Annotated in this window: 19 protein-coding genes and 2 pseudogenes; 17 read left to right on the top strand and 4 right to left on the bottom strand. The window is 42.7% G+C overall.

Annotated features, from left to right (window positions below):
- Positions 1–11 precede the first annotated feature (11 nt).
- From DWX43_RS05780 to DWX43_RS05765, 4 genes and pseudogenes are all read left to right on the top strand, one after another.
- A pseudogene (locus tag DWX43_RS05780) lies at positions 12–344 on the top strand (GGDEF domain-containing protein); the annotation flags it as partial.
- Positions 345–455: 111 nt separating this feature from the next.
- Positions 456–3,632, top strand: coding sequence for a PAS domain-containing sensor histidine kinase (locus DWX43_RS05775; RefSeq protein WP_118619736.1), 3,177 nt, complete (start codon positions 456–458; stop codon positions 3,630–3,632).
- A 78-nt stretch (positions 3,633–3,710) separates the two neighbouring features.
- Positions 3,711–5,858, top strand: coding sequence for an EAL domain-containing protein (locus tag DWX43_RS05770; RefSeq protein WP_118619452.1), 2,148 nt, complete (start codon positions 3,711–3,713; stop codon positions 5,856–5,858).
- A gap of 207 nt (positions 5,859–6,065) precedes the next feature.
- The gene (locus tag DWX43_RS05765; RefSeq protein WP_147356288.1) at positions 6,066–7,313 is read left to right on the top strand and encodes a HAMP domain-containing methyl-accepting chemotaxis protein; all 1,248 of its coding nucleotides are present in this window, start codon (positions 6,066–6,068) and stop codon (positions 7,311–7,313) included.
- Between the two features lie 93 nt (positions 7,314–7,406).
- Here DWX43_RS05765 and DWX43_RS27290 read toward each other — a convergent pair whose 3' ends face one another.
- From DWX43_RS27290 to DWX43_RS05750, 3 genes and pseudogenes are all read right to left on the bottom strand, one after another.
- Positions 7,407–7,613, bottom strand: coding sequence for a hypothetical protein (locus tag DWX43_RS27290; RefSeq protein WP_243099261.1), 207 nt, complete (start codon positions 7,611–7,613; stop codon positions 7,407–7,409).
- Positions 7,614–7,631: 18 nt separating this feature from the next.
- A pseudogene (locus DWX43_RS27285) lies at positions 7,632–7,703 on the bottom strand (NimC/NimA family protein); the annotation flags it as partial.
- Positions 7,704–7,917: 214 nt separating this feature from the next.
- The gene (locus DWX43_RS05750) at positions 7,918–8,490 is read right to left on the bottom strand and encodes a flavin reductase family protein (RefSeq protein ID WP_118619448.1); all 573 of its coding nucleotides are present in this window, start codon (positions 8,488–8,490) and stop codon (positions 7,918–7,920) included.
- A 132-nt stretch (positions 8,491–8,622) separates the two neighbouring features.
- Between DWX43_RS05750 and DWX43_RS05745 the strand changes: the two genes are divergently transcribed.
- From DWX43_RS05745 to DWX43_RS05710, 8 genes are all read left to right on the top strand, one after another.
- Positions 8,623–8,958 carry a helix-turn-helix domain-containing protein gene (locus DWX43_RS05745; RefSeq protein WP_118619734.1) on the top strand — a complete coding sequence of 112 codons (336 nt, stop codon included), beginning with the start codon at positions 8,623–8,625 and terminating at the stop codon, positions 8,956–8,958.
- Positions 8,959–9,019: 61 nt separating this feature from the next.
- Complete coding sequence (locus tag DWX43_RS05740; RefSeq protein WP_118619446.1) at positions 9,020–9,352, top strand: inorganic diphosphatase; 333 nt, start codon at positions 9,020–9,022, stop codon at positions 9,350–9,352.
- 61 nt (positions 9,353–9,413) lie between these two features.
- On the top strand, positions 9,414–9,926 hold the full coding sequence (locus DWX43_RS05735; RefSeq protein ID WP_118619444.1) for a GNAT family N-acetyltransferase: 513 nt from the start codon (positions 9,414–9,416) through the stop codon (positions 9,924–9,926).
- Between the two features lie 40 nt (positions 9,927–9,966).
- On the top strand, positions 9,967–10,302 hold the full coding sequence (locus tag DWX43_RS05730) for a hypothetical protein (RefSeq protein WP_118619442.1): 336 nt from the start codon (positions 9,967–9,969) through the stop codon (positions 10,300–10,302).
- 48 nt (positions 10,303–10,350) lie between these two features.
- A complete protein-coding gene (locus DWX43_RS05725; protein ID WP_118619440.1) occupies positions 10,351–11,001 on the top strand; it encodes a CatA-like O-acetyltransferase in 651 nt (216 codons plus the stop codon).
- 2 nt (positions 11,002–11,003) lie between these two features.
- A complete protein-coding gene (locus tag DWX43_RS05720; RefSeq protein WP_118619438.1) occupies positions 11,004–11,579 on the top strand; it encodes a DUF6434 domain-containing protein in 576 nt (191 codons plus the stop codon).
- A 6-nt stretch (positions 11,580–11,585) separates the two neighbouring features.
- Positions 11,586–12,032 carry a GNAT family N-acetyltransferase gene (locus DWX43_RS05715; protein ID WP_243099260.1) on the top strand — a complete coding sequence of 149 codons (447 nt, stop codon included), beginning with the start codon at positions 11,586–11,588 and terminating at the stop codon, positions 12,030–12,032.
- A 206-nt stretch (positions 12,033–12,238) separates the two neighbouring features.
- A complete protein-coding gene (locus DWX43_RS05710; RefSeq protein ID WP_182440634.1) occupies positions 12,239–13,711 on the top strand; it encodes an MATE family efflux transporter in 1,473 nt (490 codons plus the stop codon).
- Positions 13,712–13,756: 45 nt separating this feature from the next.
- Here DWX43_RS05710 and DWX43_RS05705 read toward each other — a convergent pair whose 3' ends face one another.
- A complete protein-coding gene (locus DWX43_RS05705) occupies positions 13,757–14,635 on the bottom strand; it encodes a LysR family transcriptional regulator (protein ID WP_109731858.1) in 879 nt (292 codons plus the stop codon).
- A gap of 188 nt (positions 14,636–14,823) precedes the next feature.
- On the opposite strand from DWX43_RS05705, the gene DWX43_RS05700 reads away from it, so the two are divergent.
- The 5 genes from DWX43_RS05700 to DWX43_RS05675 all read left to right on the top strand — a co-directional run bounded on the left by DWX43_RS05700 (position 14,824) and on the right by DWX43_RS05675 (position 19,120).
- Positions 14,824–15,057, top strand: a complete 234-nt coding sequence (locus DWX43_RS05700; protein ID WP_118619434.1) for a hypothetical protein — start codon at positions 14,824–14,826, stop codon at positions 15,055–15,057.
- Positions 15,058–15,073: 16 nt separating this feature from the next.
- On the top strand, positions 15,074–16,051 hold the full coding sequence (locus tag DWX43_RS05695) for an alpha/beta hydrolase (RefSeq protein WP_118619432.1): 978 nt from the start codon (positions 15,074–15,076) through the stop codon (positions 16,049–16,051).
- A 547-nt stretch (positions 16,052–16,598) separates the two neighbouring features.
- Positions 16,599–17,351: a Fic family protein gene (locus DWX43_RS05685; protein ID WP_118619430.1), complete on the top strand. Its 753-nt coding sequence runs from the start codon at positions 16,599–16,601 to the stop codon at positions 17,349–17,351.
- 12 nt (positions 17,352–17,363) lie between these two features.
- Positions 17,364–18,032, top strand: coding sequence for a response regulator transcription factor (locus DWX43_RS05680; RefSeq protein WP_118619428.1), 669 nt, complete (start codon positions 17,364–17,366; stop codon positions 18,030–18,032).
- Positions 18,029–19,120 carry a HAMP domain-containing sensor histidine kinase gene (locus DWX43_RS05675; protein WP_118619426.1) on the top strand — a complete coding sequence of 364 codons (1,092 nt, stop codon included), beginning with the start codon at positions 18,029–18,031 and terminating at the stop codon, positions 19,118–19,120. Before DWX43_RS05680 ends, DWX43_RS05675 begins: the two co-directional genes overlap by 4 nt.
- The last annotated feature ends 52 nt before the right edge of the window (positions 19,121–19,172 follow it).

The raw sequence follows: 19,172 nt of genomic DNA, 5'->3' as shown, positions 1-19,172 counted from the left end.
CCTATGGACATGAGGCAGGTGATATGACCCTGAAACGTGTCATAAAAAGAGTAGGAGAACTGTTGCCGGAAGACGCAGTGATCGGAAGGTTCGGCGGTGATGAATTCCTGCTTCTGCTATATGAAACAGAGCAGGGGAGTGTCTCCAAGTTGCTGCAAGGTCTTGTGGGGCGGATATCACATATGCAGCTCGAATATCAGGGGAATCTTTTTGCAACCTCCGTCAGTATTGGAGCTGTTTTCCAAACCCCGGATGATATCTGTCCGGATGACCTGATCCGCCGGGCAGATGATGCCCTCTATCAGGCTAAGAGAAACGGCCGTAACAGAAGCGTTCTAATTTAAGGGTGTTTAGAGTTACTACTATAGTTGGAAAAGCGGCTTACTTCCGCTCAGCTGTTTTCAAACAGAATGGATCCAGTTATTAAAATAAAGAATACGATGGAGGAGAGCCAGGTGGAGATTAATCTAAGTTATGAGCAGCTCAATAATGAATACAGTATGCTGATGGGAGTTTTAGGTGCCAGTGTCAGTAAGCATCTTGTTGACGAGCATCTCACATGCATTTGGGCCAACGATTATTATTATGAGCTGATCGGTTATAGCAGGGCAGAGTATGAGGAACGGTTCCAAAATCAATGTGACCGGTATTTTGAAAATAATCCGGAAGGGTGGAAAATACTCACAGATAAAATAGAGGCCAGCCTGTCGGACGGGAAAAAAGGGTACTCGGTTTATCTGCCAATGGTCCATCCGGACGGCTCCTCATTTTGGATCAGGCTGCAGGCTGTCTTTACAGAGGAATATATAGAGGGGTATCGGGTTGCCTACACCACAATGGTGGATGTGACGGAAATGATGCAGGTGCAGAAAGAGCAGCTACGCGCACAGAAAAACTATGAGACGATGACGCGCGAACAGGAAATGCTTATGAGTGCACTCAATGTCAGTGTCAGCTCCCATTTGCTGGACGAGCACTTTACCTGCATCTGGGCGAATGAATTTTATTATAAACTGATCGGTTATCCCAAGTCAAAATATGAATCCCTGTTCCACAACCATGCGGATGAATATTACAGCAATAACCCTGAGGGCTGGGACATGCTTGCCAAAAAAGTCGCATCTGTTTTAGAGAAGGGGGAGGACAAATACGAGCTGATTGTTCCAATGAAATATGAGGATGGCACCAGTTACTGGGTAAAACTGGTCAGTTTTTTTACAGATCAGTATGTGAATGGCTACCGTACATCCTATACCGTTATGACAGATGTGACAGAGCTTGTACAGACGAAGAATGAACTGGAAATGATGATGCAGGCAATGAAGGTCAGCGTCAGCAAGCATAAGGTGGATGAACATTTCTCCCTAGTCTGGGCCAATGAATTTTATTATCAGCTCATCGGGTACACCAAATCCGAATATGAGGCCAGATTCCATGACCATTGTGACGAATATTTCATGGATAATCAGGAGACCTGGGACATCATCTGCAGCAAGGTTGACAGCATGTCTGCGGCGGGAGAGGATAGTTTTGAAGCATATCTGCCGTTAAAGCTGCCGGGAGGATCTTCAAAATGGGTAAAGATGGTGGATTTTTTTACAAATGAATTTCAGGATGGGAAAAAGCTGGCTTATACCACCATGATCGACGTCACTGAACTGCTGCAGGCACAGCAGGATAAAAGCGTTGCTTATGAACACGTACCCGGTTTCATTGTAAAATACCGGATCTTACCGGACCGGTTCATGATGATCGATGCCAGCAGCCGCATAAAGGATTTTTTTGATGTGGATCTGGACAACCTGTCTGCTGTTGATTCTATGGAAGTGTTACATCCGGAGAGCCGTCAGACTATTGATTCCCTGCTTCCGGATTTACGGAACAGAGAGGCGCTGGAGCTGGATGAATCCATCCGTGTCAAAGACAAATTTGGCAGGGACTGCTGGCTTCAGCTCCACGGCACCTGTATTGATCCCATTGCCGACGACCCGGTTTATCTGGTGGTCTTTATTGACATTACGGATATCACGGAACTAAGAAAGCTCCAGCACCAGCTGGAGGAGCGCACGGAGATGCTCAACACAGCACTGGAGTCTGCGAAACTGGCAAATGCGGCGAAGTCGGATTTCCTTTCCCGCATGAGCCATGATATCCGCACACCTATGAATGCGATCGCCGGGATGACGGAGATCGCGGATGCCCACCTGCAGGAACCAGAACGCGTAAAAGATTGTCTGCATAAGATCCGGCTCTCCAGCCATCATCTTCTGGACCTGATCAATGACGTACTGGATATGTCACAGATTGAAAGCGGCAAGGTTTCCATTCATGCGGCCTCTTTTTCGCTGCCGGATCTGATCAGGGAGATCATTATGATCACTCTGCCAAATGTGCGTACAAAATATCAGGATTTCAAGGTTCATCTGCGGAATATCCGGCAGGAACATTATTATAGTGACGAGCTGCGTCTGCGTCAGATATTGCTGAACCTTTTGTCTAATGCCTCGAAATTCACGCCGGAGTATGGGCAGATCGTATTTGAAGTGGAACAGATTCCAGAAAATTCGACACTTTCCTTTACTATCGCAGACACTGGCCCCGGCATAAATGCAGAATTTCAGGAACATATTTTTGAGACATTTGCAAGGGAACGTGACAGCCGTACAGACCGGATCGAGGGCAGCGGCCTTGGACTTGCCATTGTGAAACGGCTCACTGAGCTGCTGGGCGGTGACATTCAATTGAACAGTCTGCCCGGACAGGGCACCACTTTTTATGTGACACTGCCTATGCAGCCCATCGGGCATTCGACTGTTGATTTTACCGGTATAAACGGTATGCTCCTGCTGGTGGATGCAGACCCGGTTGTCCTTATGGATGCACAGCAGGCTCTGAGTGATCTCGGAGTTGGGGCAGACTGTGCGGAAAGTGTTAATGAGGCATTATCCCATATCCGTGACAGGCATCAGGCAGGCGAAGAATATCAGATGATCATTATGGATTGGAGAATGCTCCGGATGGATGGGCTGGATGTGTCAGAGCAGATTCGAAGAGAATCTGTGGGTGAGATGCCGCTTCTGGTCGTGTCCGCTTATGATTGGAGCGAGATCAAAAATGAGATGACCACGGGGATTGACGGATATATAGAAAAGCCCTTTTTCCAGTCTACATTCAGGAATTGTATGCTGAAGTACCTGAAGGGTGAAGAAGCATCAAGTCATGAAAATGTGGTATACGATTTCCGGGATAATACATTTCTGCTTGTAGAAGACAACGAGCTGAACCGTGAAATTGCTTTAGAACTGCTGGGAAGCTTTGGCGCCCGGCTGGAGGTTGCTGTAAATGGAGAGGAAGCAGTCAGGCTTTTTCAGGCCAGCGCTCCCGGTTACTATTCTCTGATATTGATGGATATTCAGATGCCGGTGATGAACGGTTATGAGGCTGCCCGTGCGATCCGGGCACTGAGCCGTCCGGATGCCGGGACAGTACCGATTATTGCAATGACAGCGGATGCTTTTGTTGAGGATATCCGAAACACAAAGGCTGCAGGGATGAATGGCCATATGGCAAAGCCATTGAGCTTTGATACTCTGGCCCTGGAGATCGAAAAGTATTTGATTTCTGCGGAATGATTAAACGAGGTTTCCATTCTGTTATATGCCAAAGAAGGCAGAGATTAATTACAGATCTGATGATTAGGGAGGTATACTGTGAGAGAATCTTTCTTTGAACAAGCTATCATCAACCAGCAAAATTTGGTAGCGTATGCTACGGATACGGCTACCAATGAAATAATATATATGACTCAAGCAGCAGCGACCCTATATGGATTTGAGGATGTGCAGGAGATATACGGAAAAAAATGCTACGAGTTGATTCAAGGTCTGGATACGGTCTGTCCATTCTGTACAAACAGTAAATTGATACCAGGACAGCCCTATCATTGGGAGCATTATAACGAAAAGATTCAGATGTGGTTTGATATTACAGATATTTTAGTTACATTTGAAGGCAAGAACTGCCGGCTTGAGATTGCGCGTGATATCACGGACGAGAAAGAAAAGTTTGACCGTGTTTCCAACCGGCTTACAATGGAAGAAACCTTGGTTGAATGTATTCAAACGCTTTCCAGTGAACCGGATGTGAACACGGCGGTGAACCATTTTCTGGAGATTATCGGCCATTTTTATATAGCGGACCGGGCATATATTTTTGAATACGAAAAGGATCATATCAAAAATACCTTTGAATGGTGCGCTCCCGATATTCTTTATCAAATGGATGTGCTGCAGGAAATTCCCATTGAATATGTTAGCGAGTGGAACGATAAATTTGAGCTTGACGGAGAGTTTTTTATCACGTCACTGGACAAGGATCTGACCGTGGATTCACCAGAGTACCGCATCTTAAAGGACCAGGGGATTGAAAGTCTTGCCGTTGCTCCGCTCAGAAAAAATGGTCAGATTATCGGCTTCCTTGGCGTAGACAATCCTACGGAAAGCACAGAGGATTTAACGCTTCTGCGCAGTGTATCCAGCTTTGTGTTGGAGGAAATGGAGCGGCGCAGGCTGATTCAGAATCTGGAGCGGTCCAGCTATACGGATTTACTCACCGGCCTGCAAAACCGGAACAGCTACATTAAAATGCTGGACAGGCTTTCTGAACAAACCCTGCATTCATTAGGCGTTATCTATATCGACATCAATGGGATGAAAAAGATAAATGACAATAACGGTCATGAGTATGGGGACAGAGTGATCAAAAAGGTGGCAGATACCCTGAAGTCTCACGTAGGATGTGATGCATACCGGGTAGGCGGAGATGAGTTTACGGTGCTCTGTGTTGATATCAGTGAACAGGATTTTCATCTGCTTACAGAAAGTCTGATCCGGGATTTTGGCAGGAACAAAAAATATGATGTTTCCATTGGCCATACCTGGAGGGAAGGAAATGTATCCCCCGATGAAGAGATCCTGAAGGCTGATGATCTGATGTATGCAGAAAAGCAGCGGTATTATCACGCAATTCTGCAAGGAAAGAAAACGGCACGCACTGGTATCGCCACGGAGCTTTTAAGGGATATATCTGACCACCGCTTTGAGGTCTATTACCAGCCGCAGATCTGCCTGAAAACCGGGCGGATCATTGGTGCAGAGGCTTTGGTACGGAAAAGGGATAAGCAGGGAAAGCTGATCCTGCCGGACCATTTCATTCCCAACTATGAGAGGGAGCGCGTCATCCGCCATTTGGATCTGTTAGTATTCCGGATGGTTTGTGCCGATCTGCAGAGATGGAAAAGCCAGGGGATTGAAACCCATATCTCCTCAAACTTTTCACGTGTTACGCTGATGGCCTCTGATATTGTGACACAGATCAGGCAAATCTGCCGGGAATACGGTGTCCCTGCGCAGAATATCACCATAGAGGTGACCGAAAATATCAGTAAGCTGGAGCCACAGCAGTTACTCAAGCTAATGAAACAGATAGCTGCAGAAGGATTCTCTGTTTCCCTGGATGATTTTGGTGCCAAATATTCCAATCTGTCGATCCTGACTACACTTGAATTCAGTGAGATCAAATTTGATAAATCCCTGGTGGATAAATTAAGCAGTGACGTCAAAAGCCGTATTATTATGAAGAATACGATGCAGATATGTAAGGAGCTTCCGATGACACGTTCTTTGGCAGAAGGAATTGAGACGGCAGAGCAGCTGGATCTGCTGCATCAGTATCATTGTGACTATGGACAGGGTTATTACTTTGCCAAACCCATGAGTTCGGATGCGTTCTTTGAATTAATAAGGACGGAACACATGCATAAGGGTACCGGATTACTAACAGTAGGAAAAAATCTGTGAAGAATTTGAAAGTCAGTAGGAAACTTATTATCTCTTACGCATTTGTTTTGACATTATTGGTCATTTGTATTGCAGTGAGTATTGGAAACCTGGTAAGGATAAGGTCAAAAGTAGAGAACTTTTATAAGGGGCCCTTTAAAGTGTTGAACGCAGCTAATACCGTGAATTCCAACTTTGAGGCAATGCAGAAAGGAGGCTGCCACCTATATGGAAGCCAACAATGTTATCACCATCCATAAGGCACAGGCAGAATTGGATGAGCTCATTGACATTGCAGATAAGAAAGCAGATGCTCTGATTGTCAACCTGCGTGCTGAACAGACTAAATTCATTGTTATGTTGTCGGCGTTGGGGGTTGCCAGTGTACTTGTGAGCATTCTATTTGGTATTTATATAACCCGCAGTATTACCAGACCGATCAAGGAGTTGGAAGCAGCGTCCAGGCAGATGGCACTGGGACACTTGAAAGTCGATATTAAATATATCTCAAAGGATGAACTGGGAAGCCTTTCCAACAGTATGCGTGAAATGTCAGATAAGATTTTCTATTATATGGATGAGATTTCCAAGGCTATGCAGCAGCTGGCGGAGGGGAATCTGGAGATACCCAGTTACGAAACATTTCAGGGGGATTTTCTGCCTGTACAGGAGGCTCTTCTTATTGTGATTAATTCTTTGAATGAGACTATGACAGAGATTAATATGTTCTCTGACATGGTAGCCAGCGGATCCGATCAGGTTTCCAGTGGTGCACAGGTGCTTTCTGAAGGTGTAATCTCCCAGGCCGGCTCGGCAGAAGAACTGGCAGTAACCATGTCAGAAATATCACAGCAGGTGAGTGAAAATGCGGAAAACTCACAATCGGTAAAAGAAGCTGCAGGTGAGATGGCTGCAGATCTTCTTGAGTGTAATCAGCAGATGCAGGAAATGAAGGATGCAATGGAGGAGATCAATGGATGCTCTACACAGATTAGAAGTATCATTAAAATGATCAATGATATTGCATTCCAGACGAATATATTGGCACTCAATGCTGCCGTGGAGGCGGCCCGGGCAGGGGAATCAGGCAGGGGCTTTTCAGTTGTGGCCCAGGAAGTGCGTAATCTGGCCGGTAAGTCATCGGAAGCATCAAAGAGTACAGAGGTGCTGATCCAGCAGTCTCTTTCAGCTGTTGATCTTGGAACGAAAATAGTGGAAAAGACGGCAGCGTCAGTAATGAATGTTGTTAATGGCACTGATGAAATGATAGCTAAAATAAACCAAATCGCGGAGGCATCTAAAAAACAGGCTGCCGCGACGGAAATGGTATCCGCAGGCATCGACCAGATATCCGACGTAGTACAGACAAACTCTGCCACAGCAGAGGAGTCAGCCGCTGCGTCTGAAGAACTCTACGGGCAGTCTCAGCTTCTGAAAAACAAGGTGAGCCGCTTTAAATTGCATGCTAACAAATAGATATGGCAGGGAAGAATGCGATTCCGATGCTAATGCCTGCTGAATAAGTATGTAACATATACAAGAAAAAGTATCCACTCTATAAAACAGATATTAAAATTCGATTACTTTTGGTTCATCTTTAAAGGAATAAATGGTGGCAGTACCATGCTCAAATGCAAATACTGTCATTAAGTTATCATCAACTGTATACATATCACTCAAGGAAGCTGTATTTGCATCCATCATGGCAACTCGTGCATCTCTGCGCAAATCTTCTTTTACTTCTCCCTCAACTCTAATCCATGTTCCTTTGTTCATGCCACAAATTTCAACTTTTCCATTCTTCTTCAGTTGATGATAAACTTTTTTCTGATTATTGGTGACAAAATATAGTTTGCCATCAAAGATACATACAGCTCCAAAAGGTCTGACATGAGCCTGTCCGAAATAGGTGCAAAATTCAAAAATGTATTATCAGCTTTAGAGATATGGGGAAATGAATATATAGAATATTTAAAAGAACCTAAAAATCTATAAAATTCAGTTGTTTATTGACATATAGCCATCTTTGCAAAATGCAAAGGGACACCTCATTATGTGAAGTGTCCCTTGTGTCCGGTTTTTATTTTTTCATAAGTGGTGCTCCGGTACTCCAGGCCTGCCCTACTTTTTCCCCAATGGCGTAATAACCATTCTGGAACTGATCAAAAACGAATGCATTTAGTTTTGCCGGGTTAACCTTTCCGCTCTCGTCCAGTACAGATTCATCTGCAAGGACACCTACAATCTCACCAATTACATGAAAGCCGTATACCTCGTCTCTTGCTTCGACAACCTTACACTCCAGCGTGAGCGGGAATTCATTCACGATAGGGGCATCTACTTTCTGGCTTTTAGTGGCAGTCAGTCCGGTACGCTCAAATTTATCGGACATTTTATTGCCAGTTGCGATACCGAAGAAATCGGCGGCCTCAATGTGAGGAATATCGGCAATACTGAGGGTGAAAGCATTTCGCTTCTGGATATTTTCAGATGTTTTGTGCCCTTTACTGATATTCAGGGATACCATATTTTGTGCACAAATACCACCCCAGGCCATATTCATAACATCAACTACATCATTATCACCGTAAGTTGAAATCATCAGAACAGGCATCGGAAATAAATACGGCTTTACTCCTAAATCTTTTTTCATAAACTACCTCCATTTAAAAATAATTGAATCAATACTTTACATATCTGCTGAGACCATTATAATATAGATAGAAGTAAAAACAAGTACCTACATTAAAGTAAGGTACTTACCTAAAAGAAAGTGGTAATGTTTATGATATCAAAATATATAGAGAATGCGAATTTCGAAGAAACCGGATTTAGCTATACCTTATCGCTGATATCTGGTAAATACAAAATGATTATCCTATATTGTCTGATGGAATTTGAAACTGTCCGTTTCAATGAACTTCAGCGATATTTGAAGAAAATATCTGATAAAACATTAAGCCAGAATCTTAAGGAATTAGAGTCTGACGGCCTTGTACTGCGGAATGTATACCCACAAATCCCTCCAAAGGTAGAGTACAGCCTGTCAGAAAAGGGGAAATCTCTAATGCAGGTGCTTGACCAGTTATGCATCTGGGGGGAAGAACATCGTGAAGATTAGTTGAATATGTGTTTATTCCCGCGAGCGGCGAGCATTAGGCGGGGGTACAGAGGGACTGACTATGATTGGTGATATTGTAAAAGTAACAGTTGACAGACCATTAGGGACCTTCCATCCTGTACATAAAGATATCTATTATCCAGTTAACTATGGTTTTATAGAGGGAGTTATGGCACAGGATGGAGAAGAACAGGATGCCTATATATTGGGTGTCAATCATGCTGTCAAAGAGTTTACCGGAAAAGTAATTGCAATCATACATAGATATGATGATATTGAGGAAAAATGGGTTGTCGCACCAGATAACTGTCATTTTACGGAAGCGGAAATCTGGGAGCAGGTAAAGTTTCAAGAACAGTATTTCAAATCGGAGGTCATAATGACCAGAATATAAATCCTGTTTTCTTCTCAAAAAATTCATTCGGACTATTCAAAAAATGTTATGGTGATAAAAAATGAACTTAGCAGCAAAAAATATTCATAAGAAAATGCCGGATTATACGGCTATTAAAAAACTGTACAAACGCTCTTTTCCCCGTAAGGAACAGATCCCTTTATGGATTCTGAGAATCATGGTACATCGTAAGACTATTCACGCAAAAGCATTTTACGATGGCGATAAGCTATGTGGATTCGCTTATGTTATTGAGCAGGAAAAGATACTGTATATTCTATATCTTGCTGTTAGTAACGCATTGCGGGGGCAGGGACATGGCTCGGAAATTATAAAATGGTTAAGGGATAGATATCCGGATAAAACTATTTTACTTGAAGTGGAAGCACCTGATGAAAATGCGGATAATGCTGAAGCGAGGAACAGGCGCATAAAGTTTTATAAAAAGAATGGAATTTATGAAACGAACGAGTTTTTCTCAATGCGTGGTGTAAGATATGAGATATTATCGTCTGAGGTGAACTTCGTGCGGGAAGATTATGATGCTTTTTGGAAGAAGCTATTTAGAAGGTGATGCTGGGATGTTATATTTACGGAACCGAAAAGGAGGGAATATGACTACTTTTATATGTTTTGCAATTGCAATGGCTATATTGTATATAATGCAGGTATTTAGTGGTGGATTTGATTTTGAAGAATTATTATCATTTATAATAATGATGGCATTATTGGGGGGACATGTTTATTTATCTACCAGAAGAAAGGTTTTTCTAGGAGGAGTAATCCCGACACTTCTTATACTATCGTTTTATCCGGTTTGTAAAATGATAAATCCTGTTGGCAGCCAGTTGTTTATTTTAATTGGCGGCTATCTTGTAGCTATAGGATGTTGCCTTTATATTTGGTATAAAGCACGAAAGGATAACAGAAAAAGGAACGATAAAGTATAAATATTCCAGTGTGCAGAACTGATTAATTTAATTTTGGAGGGAAAAGATATGTCTAATCAGTACAGAGTGATTGATGAAAAAACATGGGACAGGGCAATGCACTGTATGGTTTTCAGGAACAGTATTGAACCAGCATTTTGTGTGACATTTGAGGTGGATATTACAAACTTTAAACGCGTGGTGAAAGAACGGGGGCTTTCTTTTACAATGGCGATGGTTTATGCTGTCTGTAAATGTGCAAATGAGATTGAGGCATTCCGCTATAGGTTTGTAGATGGACAGATTGTACTGTTTGACAGGATTGATACAGCATTCACGTATTTAAATAAGGAGACAGAACTGTTTAAAGTAGTGAATGTTCCATTTATAGATGATTTGGAAGAATATTGCGGGGTAGCACTGAGGACAGCGGAGGAACAGAAAGAATATTTTACGGGGCCGTTGGGAAACGATGTATTTCAGTGTTCACCTATGCCGTGGGTCACATATACGCACATTTCACATACGAATTCAGGAAAAAAAGACAATGCGACACCTCTTTTTGACTGGGGAAAGTATTATGAAAAGGATGGAAGAATCATGATGCCTGTCTCTGTTCAGGCGCACCATTCTTTTGTGGATGGTCTACATATAGGACAATTTGCAGAGGGTTTGCAAAGTTACTTGGATAAAAATATACTTATAGAAGAAAGAGGATAAATATGACGGAAAGACCTGTTTTGGACAGAAATTTAAATAGTAAAACATTTCGTGATTTCTATTATTTGAAAGAAGAGCTGGTGGATTTTTGCAGGAAAAATGGTTTGCCCACTTCCGGGGGCAAGATAGAGATAACAGACAGGATTGCATATTTCCTTGATACTGGAAAGATATTATCTGCGGCAGCCGCCAAGAAAAAGGCTGTGGTGATATCCGATATTCGGGAGGATACAAAGATTGAACCTGACTTTGTCTGTTCAGAAAAACACAGGGCATTTTTTAAAGAACAAATTGGGAATAGTTTTTCTTTTAATGTTGCTTTTCAAAAATGGTTGAAAGGCAATGCAGGCAAAACTTACAGGGATGCGATTGCGGCTTATTATCAAATTATAGAAGATAAGAAAAAAGGGAAAACAAAAATTGACAGGCAATTTGAGTATAACACTTATATACGTGACTTTTTTGCAGATAATCAGGGAAAATCGTTGGAGGATGCTATTAGGTGCTGGAAATATAAAAAACAGCTGCAGGGGCATAATCGCTATGAGCAGTCAGACCTTGCAGCATTGGAGAAATAGAGGTTTATGATGCAGAATATAACTGTCAGAGAACTGGAGAAAGAAATGGCGGAGCAAGCGCTGTCACTAGCTTGGAAGGTTTTCAATGAATACGAATCACCAGATTACACAAAAGAGGGAATAGATGAATTTTATAAGTGCATACACGATATAAATTTTATAACTCAACTTCGTTTATTTGGCGCTTTTGACCGTGAAAAATTGATTGGTGTTATAGCATCGCGTAGCGAAGGGACACATATCGCATTATTTTTTGTGGATGGAAAATATCACAGACAGGGAATCGGCAGACAGTTGTTTCAAACATTACGAAAAGAGTGCCATTCTGATAGAATGACAGTAAACTCGTCGCCGTATGCGATCCCGGTATATCACAAACTTGGCTTTCGGGATCTTGATAAAGAGCGGGTAGTAAACGGCCTGAGATTTACACCGATGGAATTGCGGCTATAGTAGAAAATAAGGATAAATTTTAATATCCCTCCCAAAAAATCTGCTTGACTTTTCTCGAAAAATTATGTTATTCTAACTGGGCTGGACAGCTTAGTGCGTAGAAATTCCAAACGATTTCTACGCACTATTTTTTTGTCCTTCGCAGTTTTTAGGCAGCTTTTCTCTGATAAAGACTCCGCAATATGTATAACAGGAGGATTATAATCATGGAACTATCAAATCAAAATCGTACACTAGGTGAGGAGAAAATATCAAAGCTACTGGTGAAATTTTCGATTCCCTGCATTCTATCGCTGCTTATCAGTGCGCTCTACAATATTGTCGACCAGATTTTTATCGGTAATAGTGACCTAGGATATCTCGGCAATGCGGCAACAGGAATTGTCTTTCCCATTCTCATTATCGCACAGGCCTTTGCATGGTGTATCGGTGATGGCAGTGCCGCCTATCTCAGTCTCTGTCAGGGGAAAAAAGATACGAAGAATGCACATCGCTGTATTGGCAGCGGTGTTACTGTCACGCTGGTACTCAGTATAATCATGCTTGTTCTCTGTGCGATTTTTAAGGAGCCGCTGCTTCGGCTGTTCGGTGCGTCTGACCAGACCATCTCGATGGCGGTGGATTATTTCACCATCATACTCAGTTTCTTTCCGGCCTTCATGCTGATGAACATGATGAACGCTGTCATCCGCGCGGATGGAAGCCCGGCAGTTTCAATGGTATCTATGACGCTTGGGGCAATATTGAACATCATTCTCGACCCGATATTTATCTTTGTCTTAAACCGGGGGATTGCAGGCGCTGCCTGGGCGACAGTCATAGGGCAGACGTTTTCTTTCCTTGTCTGCGTGCTATATTTTTTCAAAACAAAGAGTTTCCGCCTGACTAAAGAGAGCTTTGTACCGCATTTTAAAATATTCAGTAACGCTCTGAAATTAGGTGCCTCGTCTTTTATTACACAGATGTCCATTGTCATGATTTCTCTGGTCTGCAACATCATGCTGGCAAGATACGGTGCCCTGTCGATTTATGGGCAGGATATTCCCATATCAGTGATCAGTATTGAAACAAAAGTATTTACCATTGTCATTAATATCGTTGTAGGTATTGTTCTTGGAGGGCAGCCAATTCTCGGTTACAATTTCGGTGCGAAAAAATACGTACGCGTCAGGGAAACATACCACACAATCCTGACTGCAACGCTTGTTGTCGGAGTCATTGCTACCCTGATCTTTGAGTTTTGCCCGCAGGTTGTGATCAACATCTTTGGCTCTGGAAATGATGCACTTTATCTTGAATATGCACAGCGTACATTCCGGGTATTCCTGTCACTTGTCATCTTTACCTGCGTGATTAAGATGTCTTCCATTTTCTTTCAGGCTGTAGGCAGACCGGTTATGGCGGTCATTGCTTCTCTTACCCGTGATATTGTGTGCTTTGTGCCACTTGTAATCCTGATGCCCTCTTTATTTGAGCGGAACCAGCCGGGCAGCGGCATCAACGGAATCCTGTTTGCCGCACCTGCCGCTGACATCATTGGGATGATTGCTGCCATGTTTCTGACTGTACGCTTTTTCAGAACATTGGGAGACGAGAAAGGAACTGAGTCTCTTTTAGAAGGAGGGAAGAATCATTCATTACAAAAGAGTGCTATTGTTACAGCAGCCTTTAAAGAGTAACATCAGGTTCGCTACAGATAGTGTATTGAAGGCAAAAACATCCTGTCATTCCGGCAGGATGTTCTTCAGCTCATTAATTAGCAAGTTTGCAATTGGTGTAAAAACCTGATACTTTTTCCAGATTACATACATTTTCGTCTCCAAAGCGGGGGATAAAGGGCGGAAGCATAAACCACTGTCAGCTCCTGTATCTGCGAGCCTGTCAAATGTCAGCATAGATCCGAGCCCTTCTTTTACAAAAACGGAACCATTATAAAAGAGGTTCGTGGTACCGGTAAAATTCAGCATATCAACTTTTTCACCGCACCATCTCGGGATATCCACCTTAATTGCCTGATCAGAGCAAATCAGGTCTAATCCCAGCAAGTCATCAACGACAATCGTCTTTTTCTTTGTCAATGGATTGTCTCTTTTCATTAACAGCCCCCATACATCACTTCCCGGAATTTCAATATAGTTATATTTTGACAAACTTGGGGGTTCTGCAATGACGGCAAAATCAAGCAAGCCTTTATCAAGCTTTTCTGTCACCTGTTCCGTATTCCCACTTGAAAGGTGATAGCGGAGCAATGGATAGTCAGCTTTAAGCTGGCCGATTGCTCTTGCCAGATATTTTATTAGGTAGGATTCTGCACACCCAATCTGCACGTCTCCCCCCATGATATTATCAAGTGCCTTGAATTCATCGGTTGTCTTATCTACCATTTCCAGAATATCTTCGGCCCTCTTCCTCAGGAGCATGCCTTCATCTGTGAGGGTGAGTGTCGTACTTCCGCGTTTAAACAGTTTTTTACCCAGTTCCTTCTCTAATTCCTTCATCTGTTTTGATAAAGTCGGCTGAGAGACATGAAGTGTCTCAGCTGCCCTTGACATATTGCCTTCTCTGGCGATTTCTATAAAATAGCGCAATACCCTGATTTCCATAAAAGACACCTCTATTCTGCTTAAATTTATGAATGTGGATGATGTTCTGAACAGATACGTGTGCTGTCAGATTACAGGATTATTATAACACCCGGAACTATTCTTTAAAAGAATAACATGATATGAATTATAAATATTAGACATATCAGCAGGCGCTGCCTATAATAAAACTAAAGGAGGTAGTGAATATGGCGGAAGCATCGGATACGCTTGGAATCCTGTATCAAAACCTATTGGATGCAGGCTGTGATGAAAAAACGGCAGAATGTTGTATGGCTTATGCGAAATGCGGAGAATGGAGAAAAATGCTGCCATTGCTTTCCAAACATAAAACAATACTTCTGGAAATTGTCCATGCAGGACAGAAGCAAATTGACTGTCTTGATTTTCTGATTTACAGGATTAACAAGGAAGACTTTTAGTAGAAAGAAGGGACTTATAATGATGGAACAATTAAGTTTAGTAAAAGAATGGGATAAGACTTTTACGCGCAGTGAAAAAGTAGAACACAGCAAAGTGACTTTCCATAATCGTTATGGTATCACACTGGCGGCAGATATGTATGTACCGAAAAACGCGAAGGGCGCTCTTGCGGCCATCGCAGTATGTGGGCCTTTTGGTGCCGTCAAAGAGCAGGCTGCCGGATTGTATGCACAGATGATGGCAGAAAGGGGATTTTTAACGATTGCTTTTGATCCCTCTTTTACAGGGGAAAGCGGCGGAATGCCAAGATATGTTGCCTCGCCGGACATCAATACAGAAGATTTTCAGGCGGCAGTGGATTTCCTTTCTGTTCAGGAAAATGTTGATCCTGAAAAAATTGGTATCATCGGTATCTGCGGCTGGGGAGGAATGGCATTGAATGCGGCGGCCATTGATACCAGAATCAAAGCAACGGCAGCTTTGACCATGTATGACATGAGCAGGGTCAATGCCAAAGGGTATTTCGACTCAGAGGACAGCGAAGAAGCAAGATACGAGAAACGCAAGGCTCTGAATGCACAGAGGACTGCTGATTATAAGAATGGAAAATATGCACTTGCCGGGGGCGTGGTCGATACACTGCCTGAAGATGCACCTTTCTTTGTAAAGGATTATTTTGATTATTATAAAACAGACAGAGGATATCATGCAAGATCACTGAATTCCAATGATGGCTGGAATGTTACGTCATCCCTGTCATTTCTTAACATGCCTATCCTGCAGTACAGTCAGGAAATCAGAAATGCAGTGCTGTTAATTCATGGTGAAAAGGCCCATTCCTGCTATTTTAGCAAGGATGCCTTTGAAAAACTGAACGGTGATAACAAGGAACTTATGATTATACCGGGGGCAGTCCATACGGATTTGTATGATCAGACGGATATCATTCCGTTTGATAAGATGACACAGTTCTTTAAGGAATATTTAGTATGAAAACGAAATACTGTTCATCCTTACTATCAGGAAAATGATGTGATTCCCTACATCTGGATTTACTTGAGCTTCTTTTTGATAATATGCATTATAATAAGAAGAACTGCGATAATTATGGCGGTGAACACCCCTCTTATCTCAATACTCAAATACCAGGGGGCTGACTGCCATGCGTATAAATCAGGGTGTGTTTTATAATCGTAGTATTGATAAATACTGCTCCCAATGAAGACTCCTACGAAACACCACGATACCATTTTCAATATATTATATAGCTTCCTCATTAATCACTCCCACTTTTCGTAATGTATTTTGGGCAATACTCTATTAATGACAGTATATTATTTACAGAGACTATCGTCAATCCCTTTAAATAGTAGAGGCAGGCGCATATGCAGGGGGTAAACCGCAACTATACGAAAGCCGGTACCGGGAAAGTATAGGATTCCAGTTGATTAAAGATAAACCTTTGGCTATAATAGGAAATAAATCATAGGAAGAGATACAATAGTCTGTTTGAATATATATTTGTAAAGGAGTGTGCTATATGGATGATATCAAAATGACGGAACTGCTGAAAGAGCGGTTCCGTATTGAGATGGAAAAACAGGATAGGGGAGGGGTATATGCACTCACACAGAGGAAGATGGCATATAATTCTAACCGCATAGAGGGAAGCACGCTGACAGAAAAGCAGACGGCCTCTATTTTTGAAACAGGAACAATCCGGGCAGATGGAAGTGTTTTTAGGACAAAGGATGTGGAGGAGATGACCGGACATTTTACAATGTTCAATTACATGCTGGATACTTGTGAGGAAATACTGTCCCAAAGACTGATTAAGGAATACCATTACCGTTTAAAGGCAGGTGTGTTTGAAGATATTGCAAATGGATATCCCATAGGGGAATATAAAAACAGAAGAAATATGGTTTCCGATATCATGACCTCAACCCCAGAAAAAGTTGAGGAAGATATGAAAGTTCTTTTGGAAGACTATAATAGCAAAGAGCCACATTCTTTAAAGGACCTTGCAGAGTTTCATGCCCGATTTGAAAAAATTCATCCATTTCAGGATGGGAATGGGCGGACAGGCAGGATGATCTTGTTCAAAGAATGCCTGCGAAGCTGTGTAATGCCGTTCATTATAGGGGATGACAGGAAAGCAGAATATTATGAATGTCTGAATAATGCCCAGCAAAATGAGGATTATGAACCACTTATCCGGTATTTCGGGCAGGAGCAGGAACGGTATGTTGAAATGGTAAAAGATTTTATCATTCCGGTTGCTAAAAAGTAAAAAGGAGCTTGTATGGCAAATGTTTTAGTAGTTGAAGATGAAAAAAATATGCAGGATATCATTGTCGAATATATGCAGCGGGGCGGACATACCTGTTTCACTGCAGACGACGGTGTGGACGCTTTAATGGTTTTGAAAAATAATCCAATGGATTTGATGATACTGGACGTGATGATGCCCCATCTGGACGGTTTTTCCGTCTGCAGGATGGCGCGTGAAATGAGCAGTATACCTGTGATTATGCTGACGGCCAAAGGCGGCGAGGACGATAAACTAAAAGGCTACGAGTATGGAGCCGACGATTATATGACAAAGCCTTTCAGTCCAAGGGTGCTGCTGGCAAAGGCAAATGCCCTGCTCCGCCGTTCTTCTTCCGCACCCTTGGATGCATTGAATGCTGGAAAAATTACGATGGTGCCGTCCTCCCACAAGGTATTCATAGACGGGAAGGAAATCACGCTTACCCATAAGGAATACGAACTGCTGCATTTCTTCATGGTAAATCCCGGACAGGTTTTTACCCGTGACCAGCTGCTGAATAGGATCTGGGGTTATGACTTTGAGGGGACCACTCGGACAGTAGACACCCATATCAAAACCCTGCGGCAAAAATTAGGCGGCGAGGGGAAATATATCGTTACCCTCATACGTTCGGGCTATAAATTCGAGGTGGCAGTATGAAATTAGATGAGATATTTACATTGCGTACAGTCCGTAAGAAGATACTATTTGTTTCTAAACTGGCAGGCATCCTGCTTATTCTTTCTTATATTCTGTCAACCAAGTTGGAAATAGATACGGATGTTTCATTTGCCATTTGGTTTGTCTTCGTCATTGCCATTGTTCTTGTCGTCGATTTTCTAATGGGGCACTTTATTTCAAGGCCTGTTTCTAAACTTAATCAAACGGCCCGGAAGATGGCAAAACTGGATTTTTCCGCCCCTTGTACCATCACGGCCAATGATGAATTTGGAGAACTGGCAGCAAGCCTCAATACGATGGCTGATAATCTGCAGCAGGCTCTTGCAGAACTAGGAGCGGCTAATGAACAGCTTGAAAAAGACGTTGAACAGGAGCGGCGGCTGCTGGCCGAGCGCAAGGAGTTGGTCGATAACCTGTCCCATGAAATGAAAACTCCGCTGGGTATTATCCGTGCCTATGCCGAGGGGCTGCAGGATGAGACAGATGAGGCCAAAAAACAAAAGTATTCCGCAATCATTATAGCGGAGACCGAACGAATGGGCAATCTAATTACGACCCTGCTAGATTTATCTGCCCTTGAAACAGGAGTCTGCCCGCTTGCTCCTGAACGGTTTGACTTTGTAGAGTTTTTAGAAACTGTCGCAGGGAGGCTGCTGATCGATACACCGGACGCCAATTATATTCTGCAATATGAACTTCCTGAACACAGCGCCTATGTCGATGCGGATAAGGCCCGTATGGAACAGGTTTTAGACAATCTGCTTGTAAACGCTAAAAAGAATGTCCGGCCGGGCGGTATTTTAAAACTGTCTCTTACAGAACAAACGGGAGTTTTACATTTCTCTATCTACAATCAGGGCCCTGTTATCCCGCAGGAAGATCTGACTAAGATTTGGACAAAATTTTACAGGGACGGCAACTCAAAATACAGCGGCTCCGGTCTGGGTCTCGCTATTGTTGCGCAGATACTGTCTATGCAGAAGCTGGAATATGGCGTAAAAAATCTTTCCGACGGCGTTCAATTCTACTTTTCAATTCCTACAATTGAGTTAAAGACCCCAAAGTGAGCTGTGGGAGTATATTAATTTAATTTACAGCCCTGCTTTCGTATGTGAAAGC

The organism is Clostridium sp. AF19-22AC, assembly GCF_003479085.1.
Lineage (GTDB): Bacteria > Bacillota > Clostridia > Lachnospirales > Lachnospiraceae > Faecalicatena_A > Faecalicatena_A orotica.
This window is presented reverse-complemented; position numbering and strand designations above follow the sequence as displayed.

Coding starts and splice junctions, on each gene's coding strand:
- DWX43_RS05730 (WP_118619442.1), top strand. CDS start 9,967: ATGACTACTTTTATATGTTTTGCAATTGCAATGGCTATATTGTATATA.
- DWX43_RS05725 (WP_118619440.1), top strand. CDS start 10,351: ATGTCTAATCAGTACAGAGTGATTGATGAAAAAACATGGGACAGGGCA.
- DWX43_RS05680 (WP_118619428.1), top strand. CDS start 17,364: ATGGCAAATGTTTTAGTAGTTGAAGATGAAAAAAATATGCAGGATATC.
- DWX43_RS05750 (WP_118619448.1), bottom strand. CDS start 8,490: ATGAAAAAAGATTTAGGAGTAAAGCCGTATTTATTTCCGATGCCTGTT.
- DWX43_RS05710 (WP_182440634.1), top strand. CDS start 12,239: ATGGAACTATCAAATCAAAATCGTACACTAGGTGAGGAGAAAATATCA.
- DWX43_RS05745 (WP_118619734.1), top strand. CDS start 8,623: ATGATATCAAAATATATAGAGAATGCGAATTTCGAAGAAACCGGATTT.
- DWX43_RS05735 (WP_118619444.1), top strand. CDS start 9,414: ATGAACTTAGCAGCAAAAAATATTCATAAGAAAATGCCGGATTATACG.
- DWX43_RS05705 (WP_109731858.1), bottom strand. CDS start 14,635: ATGGAAATCAGGGTATTGCGCTATTTTATAGAAATCGCCAGAGAAGGC.
- DWX43_RS05740 (WP_118619446.1), top strand. CDS start 9,020: ATGATTGGTGATATTGTAAAAGTAACAGTTGACAGACCATTAGGGACC.
- DWX43_RS05675 (WP_118619426.1), top strand. CDS start 18,029: ATGAAATTAGATGAGATATTTACATTGCGTACAGTCCGTAAGAAGATA.
- DWX43_RS05715 (WP_243099260.1), top strand. CDS start 11,586: ATGATGCAGAATATAACTGTCAGAGAACTGGAGAAAGAAATGGCGGAG.
- DWX43_RS27290 (WP_243099261.1), bottom strand. CDS start 7,613: ATGAACAAAGGAACATGGATTAGAGTTGAGGGAGAAGTAAAAGAAGAT.
- DWX43_RS05685 (WP_118619430.1), top strand. CDS start 16,599: ATGGATGATATCAAAATGACGGAACTGCTGAAAGAGCGGTTCCGTATT.
- DWX43_RS05765 (WP_147356288.1), top strand. CDS start 6,066: ATGGAAGCCAACAATGTTATCACCATCCATAAGGCACAGGCAGAATTG.
- DWX43_RS05700 (WP_118619434.1), top strand. CDS start 14,824: ATGGCGGAAGCATCGGATACGCTTGGAATCCTGTATCAAAACCTATTG.
- DWX43_RS05720 (WP_118619438.1), top strand. CDS start 11,004: ATGACGGAAAGACCTGTTTTGGACAGAAATTTAAATAGTAAAACATTT.